Source organism: Mesotoga sp. UBA5825 (assembly GCF_002432955.1).
Lineage (GTDB): Bacteria > Thermotogota > Thermotogae > Petrotogales > Kosmotogaceae > Mesotoga.
Window position 1 is genome coordinate 1 of sequence record NZ_DJHG01000130.1, and the last position, 17,614, is coordinate 17,614.

Sequence of the window (17,614 nt, forward strand, 5' to 3'; positions counted from 1 at the left end):
TGGTGAATGTCCCCTCTGTCAAGTACAATGCAGAAAATCTAGAGTCACTCACTTTAGAAAACATGGAGGCGAGAGGGTTCTACCTGGAGGAAGAAGTCAACGAATCCTACGTTTTCGTGGTGAATGTCCCCTCTGTCAAAGATAATGCAGACAATCTAGAGTCACTCACTTTAGAAAACATGGAGGTCAGAGGTTTCTACAGAGAAGGCGAAGAATACGAAGATCCCTCATTCTACTATTTCGCATCTTCGGTCTCTTCTTTGAAGTACGAAGGATATGACACAGACCCAATCACTCTGGAGAATATGGCCGCAAGAGGATTCTACAGAGAAGGGGAGGAAGAGGGGGATCCCTCATTCTACTATTTTGCATCTTCTGCCTCTTCATCTAAGGAAGAATCTGAACCCGTAGAAGCAGTCGACGGCTTCTACAGTGAATGTGAGGAAGAAGAGGAGTACAGCGTATTCATAAGCGCCTTTACCTCCGCTCCCTTGGATGATGTGAAAGTTAAGGCGATGAAGGTCTTCGCAAGCACCGTAAACACTCTCAGCAAAGGAGACATCTACGTCAGGATCTTTCATACTAATAACCGTAGTTCCAAAGAACTTCTTTCCGGTGTAATCAACGGAACGGAATTGATGGCATTTGATTGTAACCTGTGCACGATATCTGACTCTCTGTTTCTGCCCGAACTCTCGATTTTCACAGCCGCTTATCTCTTTGGGGACCTGGAACACATGGACAGGGCAACGGATAGTGAAATCATGGCAGAGATTTTCGACAGAGTTGCTGCCACGGGAATAAGAGTCCTCGATAACTGGTATTGTGGAAGCCATCAGCTCTTTCTGAACCAAACCATAGGAAGTATGGAAGAGTCTTCAGCACTTGCGGGGCTGAAACTCTGCTCAAGCTGTTACCCCGGATCATATGACGCCTGCAAAGCTCTTGGTGCAACTCCCGTCTATATGGGTCAGAACACTTTAAAGGAAGCAATGAGCTGTGGTGCGGTTCAGGGTGCTGAGATGCTTCTTGAATGCATTACAGCTGAAGAATGCATCGATTCGATAAAGACCGTAATACTCACCGGACATCAGATAGAATCGATCAACCCGGTAATTAGCGAGGCTACATGGAGGATGCTGAACGACAAGCAGAAGAACTGGATTCTGGAGGCGCTGCACATAGCGAGATCATACATGGAAACGGAAGTTCTTGCACGTGAAGCCAAGATAATCGGAGAACTCGCCCAGAAATACGGTGTCCAGGTCTTGGTACCATGTAAGGCCGGGTTGCTACAACAGGCGGCAACCTACTATTCCCAGAATCGTTTCTCTGCCGTGTGGGGTGAAGATACATACGTCCGAATACATGCAGCCTCGGAAGGGATGTAACTCAGCAATCAATGAAGAGGATACTCTGCAGATTCGAGATACCTCTCTAGAGTAGTTTTACTATCTGATCAAGCTGCCCTTCACTCGTTTTGAACGTTTGAGGGGCAGTAATTTAATACGACCAAGCAAAGACATCCGAAAGATTCCAGTCATGGAAAAGAGATCATGAAAGCGTTCGCTTGTCCGGGATATAAGATCACTACTGGTTTATTAACCTTTGCTCTCGTTTCACCTTGCAATCGTGAAGTACATAATCAGTCCCACAACCGCCGTGATACCTAATAATTATAAGGAATAATCGAAAATCCAAACATTCTCACCTCCATCGAATTCATATGCTGCTAAGTATTCTACTCTCTTTCATTCCAAAGCTTTCCTGCTATTCAACAGTTCTTCATATTGGGGCCAGATCTCTTCAAGTCTTTCAGAAGGAGTCTGTCGGATCAATCTCGATTCAAATTTCAAAGATTCCCTTTCCACTCCAAGCATCTGCCAAAACTCTCTCTTGAACTGCACGAAGTCAAACTTCTCGCCAAGCATTTTTCTTGCGATATCTTCATAATGCAGAAAGTCGAGATACTTCGTGTTGAACAAATGTGTCTCTTCGCCTTCTTCAACGTCTATTTCTTCACCAAGGAAAAGAGCCTTCAGATACTCTAGATTGCTTCTTATAAGATTCCCAGCGACGATGCCAGAGTGTCCGGAAATAACTGTCTGACATGACGATTCAAGTATAGTCTTCAAACTCTCCATGAACGTGATCAGATCGTTCCAAAGAGTAAGTGGCAGAGGATCTTCCACAAGATCTCCCAAGAAGACCACCGACTCTCTTCTATCCAGACATATTGAAGAACACAGCGTATGCCCGGGCATATAACGAAACTCTATGTCGTCATCTTCAAAGACTAGTCTATCGCTGAAGGTAATGCCGGGAAGTCTTTTCAAAACTTCTCCGTCTTGAAATCTCTCTAGATTTTCGAAATCGTAATCCCATCTCTCTTCCATTCTTCTCCTAGCAAATTCATGAGCCACGATTTCGCACCCTTCGAATGCTCCGTTTCCCCAGATGTGGTCATAATCCGAATGTGAGTTGAAGATTACAAGATCCTTTCTGGGAGTCTCCTGGATGTAGTTCTTGACAACACTCATGGATCTGTTCCCCAGAAACGTGTCACACAAATAGAATCGATATCTGCCTTCTATCAAGTAAACAGATGTCTCTCCAGTCATCGGGGAGTCTCCGTCCTGAAAGGTAAACAAAACTCCCCTGCTGCCAATCTGCTGGATCTTCAAAGCTCTACCCTCCTTTATTCTGCAACCGCAAAGACTCGCGCTACAGAGGAGTCGGCATGGATCTTAAGGGGAATCGCAAAGACTTTGATATGCTCATAGTTCGCGATTCTTTCAAACCCCGTGAGGTTTTCTGCGATCAAACAGCCTCCATTGAATAGAATTCTGTGAATATCGAAGGGATACCTGTCAGGAGAGGATGAATCGAAACCAACAAGCCGGGTTCTCCGCTTAACCAGAAACTCGGCGAGCTCCATCGTCAGATAGGGGTTGTTGACGAAATAATCCTCACTTCCAAAAAACACGTCACGGCCCGTCCAGAACAAGACTATCGCCTCCAGAGGTACTTCTTTTTCATACTCCGACTTCATTCTTATCTCCGTTTCGCCCCTCACGTCCAGTAAAATACCTTTTCCGATGAAGCTGCCGATATCAATCTCGTCAATATATGTGTCAGACTCTGTCAAATGCATGGGTCCGTCAATGTGCGTTCCCGAGTGCATACTTATTCTCAGCCTGTGATTGTTGAACCCATCTTTTGCCAGATCCCTGGATCTGATCAACTCAGTCTCTTCATCGCCTGGATAGACAGCCTGGCCGTGTTCAATTGCTCTTGAAAGATCGAAGAATTTCTCCACAGTCCTCACCTCTCGAACTACATGCTAGTATGAGAATATCACATCTCAGGCCGGTTGCAGATCAAGAATCAGGTGGGGATGTCGAGAGAGTAATGCTGAGCATATCGGAATATTTGAAATCGATAGATTATATGATATGATTAATACGTTCGAAAACATTGAGAGGAGGGACACCAATGAGAAAAGGAATTGCCTTAATGCTGTTGCTTCTTCTTGTTTCGGTTTTTGCCGTTGCGGATATCGCTACCTCGGTTGATCTAGCACAAGAGATAGCCAACACTGCAAACGAACAGATTGAGTCGCTGATTGAAGTGGCGGTAGAGAAGTCCGAGAAATTCACGGTGCTTTATACTGAAAGAGGCATGTCACAAAACGCATATGAAACCCTAATAGACAATCTAGGCAATGAACTCGCCAGTAAGGCTCTGAGAATTTCTCAGGATGCGATAGCGAGAATCGAAGAGCTTGGTTGCAAAGCCATCTGTTACTATGTACCGGTGAAGCTCGGCTACAAGGTCTTTCTAATAGATCCGATACTGATTATCGACGACTAATCAAGTCATGCGAGTTAAAGTGAGCTTTAGATGCCGTAGTCATCTACGGCATTTTTTCGTTTTAGGCAAACTATGCGTCTTTTGTGATACACTGTACTAGATTATAGTTTTTATTGTGATGCTCTTTTTGGGGGAATGAATGGAAGGGTTCAAAGTCTGCAAATCTAACGAAGCGATCGAAACGGTTGTCCAAAAAAACTCTTCTCTGTCTCTTCTGGCTCACGGCGACGGAGTAGAGATTTCAGTTTATGAACTCAAGTCGGGAGTCGTCACTTTTCTGGATACCTTTGCGGGTGGAGATCTTCTTGAATTCTATTATGTGATCGAAGGAAAGATTTCCTGCAACTCCTCCGATGAAGAAGTTCATCTTGGCCATGGCGACTACTTCTACGCCCACAATCTTAAGGCTCCAATTGAGCTGAAACCCCAAACGGATGTCAAGCTTCTGCATATTTCTTCAAGACCTTTGTTCAAGCACATCAGCAAGAATATCTCGGTGATGAAGAGTATTCTTTCTCAAGTTGAGATAAAGGACTCATACACCCACGGACATGGGAAAAGAGTCAGAGATGTATCGCTTGCCATAGCAAGAAAGCTAGGCGTCCCTCCAGAGAAGCAAGAGAACATAGCGATGGGAGCCCTTTTCCACGACATCGGAAAGATCAAAATCGAGGACTCGATACTGAAGAAACCCTCAAGATTAACCAAAGAGGAGTTCGAGAGAATTAAGCTTCACCCGGTGTTTGGCTGTCAGATGGTAAAAAACAGCTTTCTAGAAGATACTCACGACATCATCAGACATCATCACGAACGCGTAAATGGCTCCGGATATCCCGACGGATTGAAGGGAGATGAAATATCGCTGGAGGCCAGAATAGTAGCTGTAGCCGACTCATTTGACGCAATGACGTCGCGAAGACCGTACAGAGATGCAATGAGCTGCAAGGGTGCTCTTGAGGAACTGAAGTCCCAGGCGGGCACCCAATATGATCCCGAGATTGTGAGCGCTCTTGAGAGCTGCATTCGGGAAGGACTTGTTTAGTCTAATATCTTGCGTATTGAACGATCCCGTAATAGCCGATAACTACCTCAATTTCCCACCTACCTGATGTAAGAAAGAGCCATCATTATTAAAGATTCGGTAGCTTCATCTTCCTCAAAAGGCAGAGGCCTCAAATGGTGTTACTGATATAATTCAGTAGAGGTGATCAGTATGGGAGCGTTTTCGATCGTTGTTACAATAAGTGACAGGAAACTCCTCAAGTCTGTAGAGATGGCCGGGGCTTCGGCGATAAGAATAAACTCATCACATGTGACTCTTGAGGACCTCCAGAAGTTCGTGTCTTACTACGAGGAAAACTGCTCGCTTCCATTGTATATTGATCTCCAGGGAGCAAAGCTTAGACTATCGCGCAGCCAGCGGGTAATCGAACTAAAGGCCGGAGAACAGGTGATTCTGGGTAGTAAATGTTCGGAACTCAGGGGTATACTGATAGACCCGAGATCTTTGTCATATCTCTCCCCGGGGATTAAAGTCTCCATAGAAGATGGCAGAATAGAACTCCAGGTGCTAAAGACGGAAGCCGATTGCGCAAGAGCTATGGTCCTGAGAGGAGGAACAATAAGACCTTCCAAAGGAATGAACATCTCGCCGCACCCCATAAATCAGATCGAGCTTTCATCGAGAGACATAGAAATTGTGCTGACTACTAAGAAATATGACTTCATAAGATACGCTCTTTCATTCGTCTCAAGTCCAAGTGAAGTAATCGAACTGAAGGATCTTTCCGGAAGAGCTGTGGCATCGAAGATCGAAAGGGAGCTACCCTTCTCGAAAATCGAGGAAATCTCCGCTTCAAGCGACGAGCTCTGGTTATGCCGTGGAGATCTCGGAGCGCAGCTGGGGCCGAGAGGGCTTGTAGACTTCTATGACTATTTTTCGGCAAATATTAATGATCTTTACAAGCCGGTTCTGATGGCAGGGGAGGTTCTGGAGCACATGGTAGAACACCCTTTCGCTACGAGGAGTGAACTGTGCCACTTAAAGGACGTTCAGAGAAAGGGGTTTTCAGGTGTCGTCCTCTCGAATGAAACTGCTTACGGTTCCTTCCCTATTGAGACAATTAAGACCGTTCTGGAGGTTACTTCGGATGAATGAGATAATATTGGACATCGCCAACTCGCTGGCTTTACCAAGATGGAAAGTAGAAAACGCAGTCGAACTGCTCGAAGAAGGGAAGACGATTCCATTTATCGCTAGATACAGAAAGGAAAAGACTGGAGAGTTAAATGAGATACAGTTAAGAGAGATTTCCGATGCTCTCGAGTATTCGAAAAAACTGAGTTCCAGAAAAGATGAGGTTCTTAGGATAATCGAGGAAAAAGGCAAGCTTACTGATGAGCTGGAAGCAAGCATCAAAGGAGCAAAGAATCTTCAGTTAGTTGAGGACCTCTATCTTCCCTTCAAATCAAAGAAGAAGACCAGAGCCGACAAGGCAAGGGAGAAAGGGCTCCAGCCTCTAGCGGATTTCCTTAAATCTTCGAGAATCAAAGATGAGGTTTTTGTCTTCACTTTCATAAATGCAGAACAGGAAATCCTCAAGCTCGAAGATGCACTCGAAGGAGCCAGAGATATACTTGCCGAAGAATTCTCTCAGGAAGTGGCAGTAAGAGAAAAGCTAAGAAGTCTACTTAAGGAGAAGGGGATAATCAAGAGCTCCCGAACGGAAAAGGAGGATGAGCGTGAAGTCTACAGAGATTACTACGACTTCTCTCAGCCAATATCAAGACTGGTAGCCCATCAAATTCTCGCTCTTTTCAGAGGAGAGCGTGAGGAGATTATTTCGCTGAAACTGGAGCTCCCGTACGATATCCTTCCAACTTTGAGAGATCTCTTGGGATGGAGAGACTATCTCGCCTACTATGAAGAGTTGATTGAGGCTTCGGTCGATTCCTTCTCCAGACTTCTCATGCCCTCGATAGAAAGAGAAGTGAGAAATCTGATAAGAGAAGAAGCAGAAAGCAGGGCAATCCATGTATTTGCCAGAAATCTGAGAGACCTGTTTCTTCAGCCTCCTCTCGGCGAGAAGGTGGTAATGGGTGTTGACCCCGGTTATAGGACCGGGTGCAAGCTTGCAGTCATCGGAAAGGACGGTTCCCTTCTTTATCATGACGTGATCTTTCCCACCCCTCCAAAGAATGACTACGTCGGTTCATCGATGAAAGTTGTTCAGGCGATAAACACGTTGAATGTCGAGCTTATATCTATAGGTAATGGCACGGGGTCAAGGGAAACCGAACTCTTCGTGAGCAGGCTGATTAGAGAACACAATCTTCCTGTCAAGTATATGATAGTCACCGAGTCGGGCGCATCTGTCTATTCGGCTTCAAAAGTCGCAATTGAGGAATTCCCGGATGAGGACGTAACAACAAGGGGGGCTATATCGATCGCCCGAAGAGTTCAAGATCCCCTCGCCGAATATGTGAAGATTTCGCCTGAAGCTATTGGAGTAGGTATGTATCAGCACGATGTAAATCAGTCAGAACTGAAGAGGACCCTCGACAGAGAGGTCGAGTCCGTTGTCAATCTTGTAGGAGTCAATCTCAACACTGCATCGGAGCACTTATTGAAATACATTTCCGGTCTGAACTCACGGGCCGCTCTGAATATCGTCAAATACAGGGCGGAGAACGGTTCTTTCAAGAACAGGAAGGAGCTCCTGGAAGTCTCCGGTCTGGGTCCAAAGGCCTTCGAGCAGGCGGCGGGATTCTGCAGAATAATCAATGGATCCGAAGCTCTTGACGGAACCTCTGTCCATCCAGAGAGCTACGAGATCGCCAGATTCATCCTTGAAAGCGTAGAGTTGCTCCCGGAAGAGCTCTTCGACAGAAAAGATGAGATTACTGAATTGCTTGATCAAATCGATCCCGAAGCTCTGGCAAGGGAAAACAGTTTTAACCAGATCACTGTGAGAGAAGTAATAGGGATGCTGAAAAAGCCCGGTTTAGACCCAAGAGAGGAGCTGGAGAAACCGATTCTGAGGACCGACGTGCTTTCGATGGAAGACCTGTCTAAAGACATGGAACTTGAAGGAACCGTCCGCAACGTCGTAGATTTCGGCGCCTTCGTAGACATTGGAGTCAAACAGGACGGTCTGATTCACAAAAGCAAGATGGGAAGAAGAGTTAGGGATCCACTTGAAGTCTTGAGCGTCGGCCAGATCGTGAAAGTTAGAGTGCTTGAAGTTGACACCAAGAGAATGAGGATTGGATTGGAGTTGCTTTCCGGCAGCAACGAATCTCGAAGTTAGGCAATTCGTGAAATCGTTGGACACAACTCAATCGATATAGGGACTCTTGACCCTAAGCAACTGTTCGAAGATCGACCGAGTATGCTTACTCGGTACCCTTGCGGAGCGCTCGTCCTACTGTCTTTCGCCGAAGATTATCGTGCCAAGTCTCACCATATTGGATCCTTCCTCAATCGCAACCTTGTATGAGCCGGACATCCCCATAGAAAGGTAACGCATCTGAACTCTCTCGATCTTCTGCATGGAGATCTCTTCAAACAACTCTCTAGTTAGTCTTAAGTAAGGTCTGATTTCTTCCTGATCATCGGTTAACGGCCCCATAGTCATCAGACCGACTACAGAAATATTCTCGAGGGATGAAATCGATTCAATAAGTTCAAAGACATTCTCGGGAAAGACCCCGGCCTTTTTTTCCTCCCTGCCGCTGTTAACTTCTATCATTATCGGCATTCTCCTGTTTATGAAAGCGCATCGCTTATCTATTTCCTCGGCCAGTTTCAGGGAATCCACAGTCTGGATCAGGTCAAATATCTCAACGGCCTTCTTGACTTTGTTTCGCTGCAGGTGACCTATACAGTGCCATCTGGCTTTGCTGCCGATCACCTCAAATTTCTCTTGAGCCTCCTGAACGTAGTTCTCACCGACATCCCTCAAACCGCTATCCAGAAGCTCTAGAATCTCTGAAGCAGTCCTCGTTTTCGATGCGGCTACGATGGTCACATAATCAGGTACTTCTCTTCTCAGTCTTTTCACGTTATCAACAATCATCTTCAGACCTCCCTCTTAGTAAATTATATTGCATCGAATTCCATTGTGTTTGAGCGAAGACGAAAATCGTGATATTATTCAAATTGCCGGGGTGAATACTTAGTAGGAAAGGATGTTATGAGTAGGGGCATCGCCTGGTTATTGGTTGTATTGATTTCGGTGGCTGCAATCGTTAATCTCGCAACAACCGTTTTTAAGTCAAACAAGCTCTTGGAAGAGATTTCGAAAGTTCGCACCGACCTTTTTACTCTCAGATCGAGAGTTGCATCTCTTGATTCCGTTGTTAACGATATTCGAAACCAAATCGAGAAATCCGACGACATTATCAAGTCGGTGCACTTCACCAGACCTACAACTTCTCTTGAAAAAGTTGTACTTAAGGCCTCTGTAACTCTTTCTGAATTCACAGAAGGAAGTAAACTATTTCTGAATGTAATCGATGAAGATGCAGAGGTACGTTCTTATGGACTCAAATCGGAGAACGGTGTCTTCACTGCCTTGATCGAGCTGTTGCCTGAAGAGACCTATTACTGTCAGGTTAGAGTAAGAGATGGCGACAAAGAGACATTGAGCAAAAAAATTGCCATTTCTCTCGATCTATACAACATTCAGCACTATCAATTGCTTGGACACTCATGGCTTCTTGAAACAGACAAGATCCACTACTCAATTGATCTGTACACACAGTATTGTAGAGATGAAGAACTTAGAATTTCTGAAGCGGTGATAAAGGTTGTTGGAGGAGAGGATTCGAGAGAGACTCTCTTCCTACCATTAGACAATAATTCGCAGGAATTAGCAAAAACAGTCTACTACGAGGCCGATAGAGACGCATCGCTCACTTTTGTAGCAGAAATAGCCTATAGATTTGGAGAGTCGAAGACTGAAGCAGTGAAGATGAATTACCATTTCTGACAACTAGAGTCAGGACTTTTGTTTGATTATCCTCCATACTCCGATACAATCTCTAATAGTAGGTGAGTAGATTGCAAAGACGAGATTGGCTTGAACAACATAGAGCTAGAGTGCTAGAGCAACCTTCTATTGACATTGAGATAGACAAAGGAAAACTGCAGGATTTCGTATTACGGATGGTAGGTTTTCTCGAAGAGTCGAACATAGTCGCAGACTTCGGCTGCCGCTCTGCAGATTTTTGGCCTCTCCTAAGAGATATGAAACTTAGAGTCGTGGGGGTTTCCTGTAACCAAGCGGTCAGGCAGTCAATGGGAATCCGGGTTATGAATGTGGGCCTTTCCGATTTCAACTTCCTCGGTATCTTTGATGGATTCATCGCTTCTGGGATGCTTCAAAGACTCCATCCCGAGTTATGGTCAAAGACCCTTCTAAGAATCGCCAGGTCAGTTAAGACCAGCGGTGTGGGTCTAATCGTAACGGGAATCAGTGAAGAAGAAGAGGCCAAGAAGCGGCACGACATTCTTAAGAAAAGCGGACTCCCTGTAGTTGTCGGCGAGTTTCTAGATGAAGAAGGAAGATATAATTTCAAGCCCCTGAAGAGCTGGTACGATCAGTGGTTAAGAAACGCTGGCTTCTACATACTCAAGGATGAGACAATGGGAAACACTGTCTACACGCTGGTGAAGAAATAGCGAGGTTGTCAATGACCGACAGAGCACTTAGAGTCTATTACTTCGGCAACCAGTGCCCCTGGAAAGCATCAGCACTGCAGCAAGCTAGAAAGGCCGCGGCGGTTCTAGATCTTGACTTCATCGAATGCAATCTAATGTAGGAAAGCGTCGACATCCGTATTTTCTTTCCTTTCTCGGTTATTCACGGAGATCCGGAGATTGCGGGGCCGGTCTCGTCCAGTTTCAAAGTTGACGTACTGACGGGTCGGAAAATCGTGGCTCCGTTCGAGCAAGCGAAACGAACCCCCCCGGAAACAGCGATGGTATAGAACACCTTTCGAAAGAGTCTTTGAGGCACGCATGTCTTGTGTGCGCCAATGGAACCGGCGACGGTACAGAGAGCAAAATCGACTGGTACGAGCGTTCCAGGAGAAATGGAGTCGTCTTCGGCTTCGTTTCGTTTGCTGAAGGAAAACCAGTCGCTCTGGTTGAAGTTATTCCCTCGCTCAATTCCCCTTACCCAATCTCAAAGGACCAGTCCACAGCCTTCATTACCTGCGTCTACAGTTCTCCTGACTCCAGATACGACTATCGCGGGGAATTGATCGAGTCTGTCCTGGAGGAGTGCAGAAAGCTCGGGTTCAGTCGCGTAGAGGTATTATCCGGTGAAGTAAGTCCATTCCTGAACGGGCCGGCAAGCTTTTTTGTAGAAAACGGATTCAGTAATCTAGGCACGGTAGCTCGATCTGTTGTTATGCTCTCCGGAATAGACAACTTTGTGCTTTTGGCGAAAGATTTGTGACTTTTGCCGACAGTGGGATCTCCTCCAAGCCCTTCGATATAGACCTGGTTAATTCAAGCGGATAGGCAGAGTCGAGTTCTCTTTTCAACATATGATAAGTCACTCGGAAATCAGTTCTTCAAGTTCGTTCAGATCTTCATTTTCGATCGCGACCCTGATCTTGCGCAGATAGATTTCCGCTTCCTCAAGCGAGGAAGCGATATTCTTTCCGTTGAATCTAGCCATGTCGATGACCATATCCCTGTTCTGTCTTCCCAGTCTGGATGTTGAAGCGTAGCCCGGTCCGGTGTACTTCTCGAAATCACTGCCGAGATTAAGTAGAGCTCTAGAGAGAAAGTAGGCTGCCTGGCTCACCCTGCTTACGATTAAATCGTGTCTCTCCGGCGAGAGGTATTCCGGAGACGAACGCAGATCACCTATAATCTCTAAAACACGTTTCAGATCCTCTGCGGAAGCAAACTCCCCGGGAGAAAGCAGAAAGACGCGGCCATCGAACATCGACTCGTCCCAACCGGCCGGACCCTTGTGTTCGTTACCAGCCATCGGATGACCGCTAATGAACCTGATTTTTCTCTTTCTGGCGATCAACTGGAAGGGCTGCATAACGCTTGCAACATCTAATACGGTCTCTTCGAAGGCAACTGATTGTAGCAGTTGAGCTTCTGAACCCATGGGAACAGCCAAGATTGTTAGATCCGCACTCTCACAGATTTTGAGGGATATCGAAATGTCTCGATGCTTTCTTTTCAGAGCCTCGGTTGTGCATACACTTTCATCAAAAACCGTAACTTCGTGGCCGCACTTCGAGAGCCTTATCGCGATCGAACCCCCAATCGAACCGGCGCCGATAATCTGTATTTTCATTTGTTCGAGTCACCAATCTCCACCTGATCTGGGCGCAAGTTCCTCGCCCGACGCAAATATACGAAATTCTTCGTCTTTGACTCGCAGTGAATCAGCACCCTGATTATCCCACCACCCGAATTCTCGAAAGAGGCTTCATAGAGGCACAGCAACGCGACATCACTCTGGTTAAATGCCTTCCTGAAGGCAGTCGCCGGATTGTACGAAGTTATATCGCTTGTAACGGTAAATATCACGGAGTGCAGTTCACCGATCTCGTTCCTTCTGAAAATCTCCTCCATTAGTTCTATAACACAACTTCCGATCTCTTCGGGATTATCTGACTCTATAGATGTTGCACCCCTAATAGCCTTCATTCAACCGCCTCCCGATCCGAAGACGAGTGTAGATTTGAAACCGCATATTCTATGGCCAGCAGGTATCCCTGCAGTCCAAGTCCCGCGATTGTGCCTTTGCATACGGGGGAAATCACTGAGCGGCTTCTGAACTCTTCTCTAGCGAAGATGTTTGAAATATGCACTTCGATCTTTAGACCCTTGAAAAGCTCAAGAGCATCTCTAAGCGAGTAGCTGTAATGAGTTAGAGCACCTGCATTTATTACGACTGCATCATAGTCTATACGCTGGATTCTATCGACTAGATCTCCTTCGTGGTTAGACTGGAAGAGATCGGCCACCACCCCTTTCTCTAGGCATTTCCTTTCTATTGCCTCGCGCAGTTCGTCGTAGGTGAAACCGCCGTAGATACTCTTCTCCCTCGAGCCGAGCATATTAAGGTTTGGTCCATTCAATACGAGTATCTTCATACAACCACCGCCAGCAAATCATCCAGTCTTACTTTCAAGAACTCGAACTCCCCGGGTCTCTTGACCACAGGAATCTCTATCTCCGCACTCTCAGAGTCAACTGCTTTCTTGTCGTTTCTAAGCAGCCTAAGAGCCTCCTCGACAGGCAGTTGCGGAAAATCGAGGCCAACGATCTCTGAGAGCGTATCCGAGACATCTCTGTACAACAGTTCATCTATAACACCCAGCCCCGCGAAATAATGCATCTCCCGTTCCAGCCCCCAGGCCACGGCCATACCGTGTGATACTCCCGATAATGGCTCGTAGAGATGTCCTAGTGTGTGACCAAGATTCAGGACCTTCCTTAATCCTGTTTCACGAATGTCCATCGAGACTATCCTATCCTTTTGCTTCACCGCTTCTTCCAGCATCTCACTCAGCGCGGCAAGATTTCTTTCCTTCAATTTACCGCACAGCTTCTTGAACTTCTCATAGTACTGACCAGTTATAAGGAATATCTTGAAGGCCTCAACGAGGCCCTCCTCGAACCGTCCTTCGTCCATCGAAAGCGTTACAACCGGATCGATTATTGTCTCAGAAGGCATGTAGAAGTTACCGACAACGTTCTTGCACCCTTTGAAGTTCAGACCATTCTTCCCACCAATAGAAGCATCTACTTGTGCAAGCAGAGTCGTCGGATACTGAACTAAGGGGATACCGCGTTTGAATGTGGAGGAAGCGAATCCCACTAGATCCGTCACCGTTCCTCCCCCCGCGCCAACCAAGACATCGCTTCTCGAAAGCCCTCGATCCATGAGGTACTCATAGACTTGAAAGAGAGTGTGAAATCCCTTTGCTTCTTCACCGTCGTCAATGGATAGAGCCGAAGAAGGGATCCACTCGGAAAAGATCCTTTCAACTCTTCTAGACACCACCGCGTTCGGCATTCTACCTATTGACTTGAATCCTCCAGGTGATATGGACACTGGATGTGAGCTGCTATTGAGCACTTTGCTTTCTCCGGAAGCTATCTTCATGGATATCGCGGCAACGGTTTCCCACCGGGACTGACTGGAAGTTTCAACAGACGGAAACTGCTCGTATAGCTCCCTTCGCTCTTCCCAAATCCTGAAGATACTCTCCTTACCTTCCTTGAGCAGTGGTCTTCCATTGACAGTGACTCTCCTGTAAAGATCGGCCGGAGGAAGCCTAAGATAGACGGCATTCTCTCCCTTCAAGATCTGGCGGTTTTCCTTGTCCAGTATGATACCTCCTCCAGTCGATACCACAATCTCGTCCCTGTGGACGAGTTTCTTCAGAAGGTTCTTTTCCAGTCTTCTGAATTCTTCCTCGCCTTCTTTCTCAAAAATCTCACTTATGCTAGTTCCTCTAGCTCTCTCGATCTCTAAATCCATATCTATGAATTCCTTGTCTAGAACTGAAGATAGAATTCTACCTATAGTGCTTTTCCCCGAGCCCATCATTCCAATAAGGAAGACTCTCATCCGTCACCCTCCTTTTTATCGAGCGAAAATCCCCGTTTCCAAACCTCTCAAGAATCGCTTCAAGCAACAAGAGCGCAAGCATCGACTCGCCTACTACCGAAGCCGCTGGAACTGCCGTCGTATCGGCGCGCACATAAGGAGCTGCCGTTTCATTCATTTTGCTCAGGTCAACAGAAGAAATTCCCTTTCTCAACGAAGGAATCGGCTTTACGCTTGCCTCAACGACGATCTGCTCGCCATTCGATATTCCACCCTCAATACCACCGGCATTGTTTGACTTCCTCACGATCATGCCTTTCTCAACGAACAGTTTGTCGTGATACGCACTACCCCTAAGTCTCACGTCCGGATTTCCAATGAAGACTCCTTTGACAGAAGGAATCGCCATAAAGTACTCGCCGATCCTCGAATCAAGCCTTTCAAAGAGAGTCCCGTATCCTCCGGTTCCCGTCGGAACTCCATCGGCGATAACCACAAATCTCCCGCCGAGTGTATCTCCCGCTTTGATTGAATCCTCTATCTCTTCGACCATTTTTTGAGAAGCTTCCTTGTCGTGGCAGAATACCGGAGACGCATCTCTTCTTGAAATCCAGCCGCTCTCTGAGGGCAGTCCGCAACTTACATTCCCGATAGCTATTACTGAACTGCACAAAGTGATGCCCAATTCATGAAGAATCTGCGATGCAACCGATCCAACAGCCGTTGCAGCTGCTGTCCATCTCGCACTGCTTCTCTCTGCATAAACCGCGAGATCATTCAGTTTGTATCTTGTCCAGGCAGCATAATCTGAATGGCCGGGTCTCGGGATACTTCTCACACTCTTCTCTGCACTGGAAACCTTATTAGGGATCTCAATTAAGAGCGGGGCTCCAGTCGTAACTCCCCTCCACAGACCAGACCTGACTACTGCTTTATCCTGCTCGCGTTCCATCCTTTCCCCCCGACCGTAGCCCGTCTGTCTGCGTAGGAGCTGCTGGTTTATGTTATCGATCGAAAGAGAAACACCTGAGGGCAGTTCTTCAATGAGTCCAAAAACCCCGCTACCATGAGAGTCTCCGACAACTGTGAACTTCACTTCATCACTTCCCAAAACGTTTTTTCGAAGCTTTCGCCTGAAGGCACTCCCCAAATTCTGAGGTTCTCCATTGCCTGATGAAGCAACATGTGCCTTCCGTCAAGAACAGTTTTCACTTCACAGCGGCGGGAAGACTCGATCAAGGGCGTCTTCCAGTAGATGAGATCGTATACGAGGCTCTTACCGGAAAGCTCTTGAGCAGTGATCCCCGTATCCTCTCCATTCATTCCCAGAGAAGAGGCGTTTACTATGCTCTTGCTCTTTGCTGCAACTTCTCTTATGGCTTCCAAGGGAAAGACGTTGACTTCCAGATTCCCGGATACTTCGAACTCTTCTTTGATTTTCTCTGCCGTTGAAAGTGTTCTATTGACTATTTGTATGTTCTTCACGCCTGCCCTTTTCAAATAGAAAATCACGGCTCTCGCCGCTCCCCCGGCTCCGATAATCATTACCGGCTCCTCTATCGGTCTCCTCTGCAGAGGCTTTCCAAAACCAATCCAGTCGGTGTTGTACCCCCTTCCTTGGAAGATGCAGTTCACTGCAAGGAGCGGAGGTTCTACTTGACAGACAATGTGCGGAACAATTCTCTCTTTGAAGGGAATCGTAACGTTGAACCCATCGAAGTGCTGAATGATCGAGACTATCTTCGTGGAAAACTCATTGGGGTCGATGTCAACTGCTTCGTAGGTTGCATCGATGTTCATGGCCTCGAAAAAACGGCTGTATATGGTTGGTGACATGCTGTGCGAAATTGGATGTCCTATTATGCATAACCTCATCGACAGACCTCCTCGAGCGTCTGGAAGAACCCGGGGAAGGACACACCAACCGCTTCTGTGTTGGTTATCTCTACTCCTTCCTCGCTCAGCAAACCCGCTATTGAAAAAAGCATCGCGATTCTGTGATCCCCATAGGAATCAACCTTGCCTCCCATTATTCTTTGAGGGCCTTCAATGCTAAAACCATCTTCATATTCATGTATCTCTACGCCAATTCTTCTGAAGTTTTGAACGGTAACGGATATCCTGTCCGACTCTTTCTTTCTCAACTCCCCGGCCCCTCTGACAGTCGTTGTGCCCTCTGCAAAAGCTCCTGCAAGCGCTATCAGCGGAAGCTCATCTATCATTGAAGGAATCAAAGCGCTTCCAACTTCCACACCTCTGAGTCGGGAAGGCCTGGCCACGATTGTGCCCACTGGTTCTGGAGAGCTCTCTTCAACCTCCAGCTCGATGTCTGCACCCATACTTATGAGAAGTCTTAGGAATCCAGTCCTCCCTCCATTCAATCCGACATTTCGAATCGTCAGCTTGCCGTTTTCATGAAGAACCGCCAGAGCTATCAGAAAGGCGGCCGAAGAGATGTCCCCGGGTATCGAAAATCGAACCGGTAGAAGCTCGCTCCTTTCCACTTCAACCCTCTTCTCATTCACACTTATTCTGGCGCCCATGGATTGAAGCAACCTCTCTGTGTGATCTCTGCTGCAGTGAGGCTCCGTAACAGTTGTGACTCCTTCTGCTTGAATGCCTGCCAGCAAGATCGCGCTCTTTACCTGAGCACTTGCCACTGAAAGAGAATGATCGTACCCATTCAGTTCTCCGCCGGCTATGCACATTGGAAGAAGCGAATCTTCTTGCCTCGCCGATATCCTTGCCCCCATCTCTTTCAGCGGGGCGATTACTCTCCTCATGGGTCTCACCGATAGGGATTCATCGCCGAAAAGGATGTGAGTTCCTCTCTTGCCCGCAAGAACTCCGGCCATCAGTCTTGCAGTAGTTCCGGAATTCCCGCAATAAAGCGGCTCAGACGACTCTTTCCACGACGCCTGAGATATTTCAAGTCTGTCGAAATCTCCGTTGAAACCTCCTCCAAGTTCGCTGATAATCCTGAAAGTCCTTAGAGTATCCTCGCTTTCAAGCAGGTTATGGACGACACTTACGCCACTGCACATCGAACACATCATTAGTGCCCTATGGGAGATTGATTTATCAGGAGGCACGGCTATTTCACCGGCAACTTTCTTTGAAGGCAGCAATCTCATTTTGTCCTC

At 46.8% G+C, this 17,614-nt stretch carries 19 protein-coding genes; 9 read left to right on the forward strand and 10 right to left on the reverse strand.

All coding sequences use genetic code 11. The annotated features are described in order from the left end of the window. Positions 1-1,391: TRAP transporter substrate-binding protein DctP (gene dctP, locus B3N33_RS12295; RefSeq protein WP_292593507.1), on the forward strand; the 1,391-nt coding region annotated here is incomplete at its 5' end. Positions 1,392-1,751: 360 nt separating this feature from the next. Here dctP and B3N33_RS12300 read toward each other — a convergent pair. Both B3N33_RS12300 and B3N33_RS12305 read right to left on the reverse strand, forming a co-directional pair. Further along, positions 1,752-2,684 (reverse strand): MBL fold metallo-hydrolase, encoded by a 933-nt coding sequence (locus B3N33_RS12300; RefSeq protein ID WP_214060862.1) that lies wholly within the window; start codon positions 2,682-2,684, stop codon positions 1,752-1,754. A 14-nt stretch (positions 2,685-2,698) separates the two neighbouring features. After that, on the reverse strand, positions 2,699-3,319 hold the full coding sequence (locus tag B3N33_RS12305; protein WP_292593508.1) for a cyclase family protein: 621 nt from the start codon (positions 3,317-3,319) through the stop codon (positions 2,699-2,701). A 176-nt stretch (positions 3,320-3,495) separates the two neighbouring features. Between B3N33_RS12305 and B3N33_RS12310 the strand changes: the two genes are divergently transcribed. The 4 genes from B3N33_RS12310 (at position 3,496) to B3N33_RS12325 (ending at position 8,183) form a co-directional block, all read left to right on the forward strand. Then, the gene (locus B3N33_RS12310; protein ID WP_292593509.1) at positions 3,496-3,873 is read left to right on the forward strand and encodes a hypothetical protein; all 378 of its coding nucleotides are present in this window, start codon (positions 3,496-3,498) and stop codon (positions 3,871-3,873) included. A 139-nt stretch (positions 3,874-4,012) separates the two neighbouring features. Continuing rightward, entirely contained in the window at positions 4,013-4,915 is a 903-nt protein-coding gene (locus B3N33_RS12315) for an HD-GYP domain-containing protein (protein ID WP_292593510.1), read from the forward strand. A gap of 171 nt (positions 4,916-5,086) precedes the next feature. Then, positions 5,087-6,031, forward strand: coding sequence for a pyruvate kinase (locus tag B3N33_RS12320; protein ID WP_099829571.1), 945 nt, complete (start codon positions 5,087-5,089; stop codon positions 6,029-6,031). Continuing rightward, positions 6,024-8,183: a Tex family protein gene (locus B3N33_RS12325; RefSeq protein WP_292590230.1), complete on the forward strand. Its 2,160-nt coding sequence runs from the start codon at positions 6,024-6,026 to the stop codon at positions 8,181-8,183. The genes B3N33_RS12320 and B3N33_RS12325 overlap by 8 nt, the downstream gene beginning before the upstream one ends. 114 nt (positions 8,184-8,297) lie before the next feature. On the opposite strand, the gene B3N33_RS12330 is transcribed toward B3N33_RS12325, so the two are convergent. Beyond that, positions 8,298-8,951, reverse strand: coding sequence for a YggS family pyridoxal phosphate-dependent enzyme (locus B3N33_RS12330; RefSeq protein WP_214060857.1), 654 nt, complete (start codon positions 8,949-8,951; stop codon positions 8,298-8,300). A gap of 117 nt (positions 8,952-9,068) precedes the next feature. On the opposite strand from B3N33_RS12330, the gene B3N33_RS12335 reads away from it, so the two are divergent. The 4 genes from B3N33_RS12335 to B3N33_RS12350 all read left to right on the forward strand — a co-directional run bounded on the left by B3N33_RS12335 (position 9,069) and on the right by B3N33_RS12350 (position 11,339). Next, complete coding sequence (locus B3N33_RS12335; RefSeq protein WP_292590231.1) at positions 9,069-9,866, forward strand: hypothetical protein; 798 nt, start codon at positions 9,069-9,071, stop codon at positions 9,864-9,866. Positions 9,867-9,928: 62 nt separating this feature from the next. Beyond that, positions 9,929-10,558, forward strand: coding sequence for a hypothetical protein (locus B3N33_RS12340; RefSeq protein WP_292593511.1), 630 nt, complete (start codon positions 9,929-9,931; stop codon positions 10,556-10,558). Positions 10,559-10,569: 11 nt separating this feature from the next. After that, the gene (locus B3N33_RS12345; protein WP_292590232.1) at positions 10,570-10,698 is read left to right on the forward strand and encodes a hypothetical protein; all 129 of its coding nucleotides are present in this window, start codon (positions 10,570-10,572) and stop codon (positions 10,696-10,698) included. Between the two features lie 206 nt (positions 10,699-10,904). Beyond that, the gene (locus B3N33_RS12350) at positions 10,905-11,339 is read left to right on the forward strand and encodes a hypothetical protein (protein ID WP_292590233.1); all 435 of its coding nucleotides are present in this window, start codon (positions 10,905-10,907) and stop codon (positions 11,337-11,339) included. A gap of 99 nt (positions 11,340-11,438) precedes the next feature. Here the strand turns inward: B3N33_RS12350 and B3N33_RS12355 are convergent, their stop codons facing one another. From B3N33_RS12355 to aroA, 7 genes are read right to left on the reverse strand one after another with little or no spacing between them, the layout of a single operon-like run. Further along, positions 11,439-12,203 carry a prephenate dehydrogenase gene (locus B3N33_RS12355; protein WP_214061542.1) on the reverse strand — a complete coding sequence of 255 codons (765 nt, stop codon included), beginning with the start codon at positions 12,201-12,203 and terminating at the stop codon, positions 11,439-11,441. Then, positions 12,200-12,559, reverse strand: coding sequence for a chorismate mutase (gene aroH / locus B3N33_RS12360; RefSeq protein WP_214061543.1), 360 nt, complete (start codon positions 12,557-12,559; stop codon positions 12,200-12,202). The genes B3N33_RS12355 and aroH overlap by 4 nt, the downstream gene beginning before the upstream one ends. Next, the gene (aroQ, locus tag B3N33_RS12365) at positions 12,556-13,008 is read right to left on the reverse strand and encodes a type II 3-dehydroquinate dehydratase (protein WP_214061544.1); all 453 of its coding nucleotides are present in this window, start codon (positions 13,006-13,008) and stop codon (positions 12,556-12,558) included. The genes aroH and aroQ overlap by 4 nt, the downstream gene beginning before the upstream one ends. Then, positions 13,005-14,492: a bifunctional shikimate kinase AroK/3-dehydroquinate synthase AroB gene (aroB, locus tag B3N33_RS12370; protein ID WP_292590234.1), complete on the reverse strand. Its 1,488-nt coding sequence runs from the start codon at positions 14,490-14,492 to the stop codon at positions 13,005-13,007. The genes aroQ and aroB overlap by 4 nt, the downstream gene beginning before the upstream one ends. Further along, on the reverse strand, positions 14,440-15,567 hold the full coding sequence (aroC, locus tag B3N33_RS12375) for a chorismate synthase (RefSeq protein WP_292590235.1): 1,128 nt from the start codon (positions 15,565-15,567) through the stop codon (positions 14,440-14,442). Before aroC ends, aroB begins: the two co-directional genes overlap by 53 nt. Further along, entirely contained in the window at positions 15,564-16,346 is a 783-nt protein-coding gene (locus tag B3N33_RS12380) for a shikimate dehydrogenase family protein (protein ID WP_292593512.1), read from the reverse strand. Before B3N33_RS12380 ends, aroC begins: the two co-directional genes overlap by 4 nt. Further along, positions 16,343-17,605, reverse strand: coding sequence for a 3-phosphoshikimate 1-carboxyvinyltransferase (gene aroA / locus B3N33_RS12385; protein WP_292590236.1), 1,263 nt, complete (start codon positions 17,603-17,605; stop codon positions 16,343-16,345). Before aroA ends, B3N33_RS12380 begins: the two co-directional genes overlap by 4 nt. Positions 17,606-17,614 lie beyond the last annotated feature (9 nt).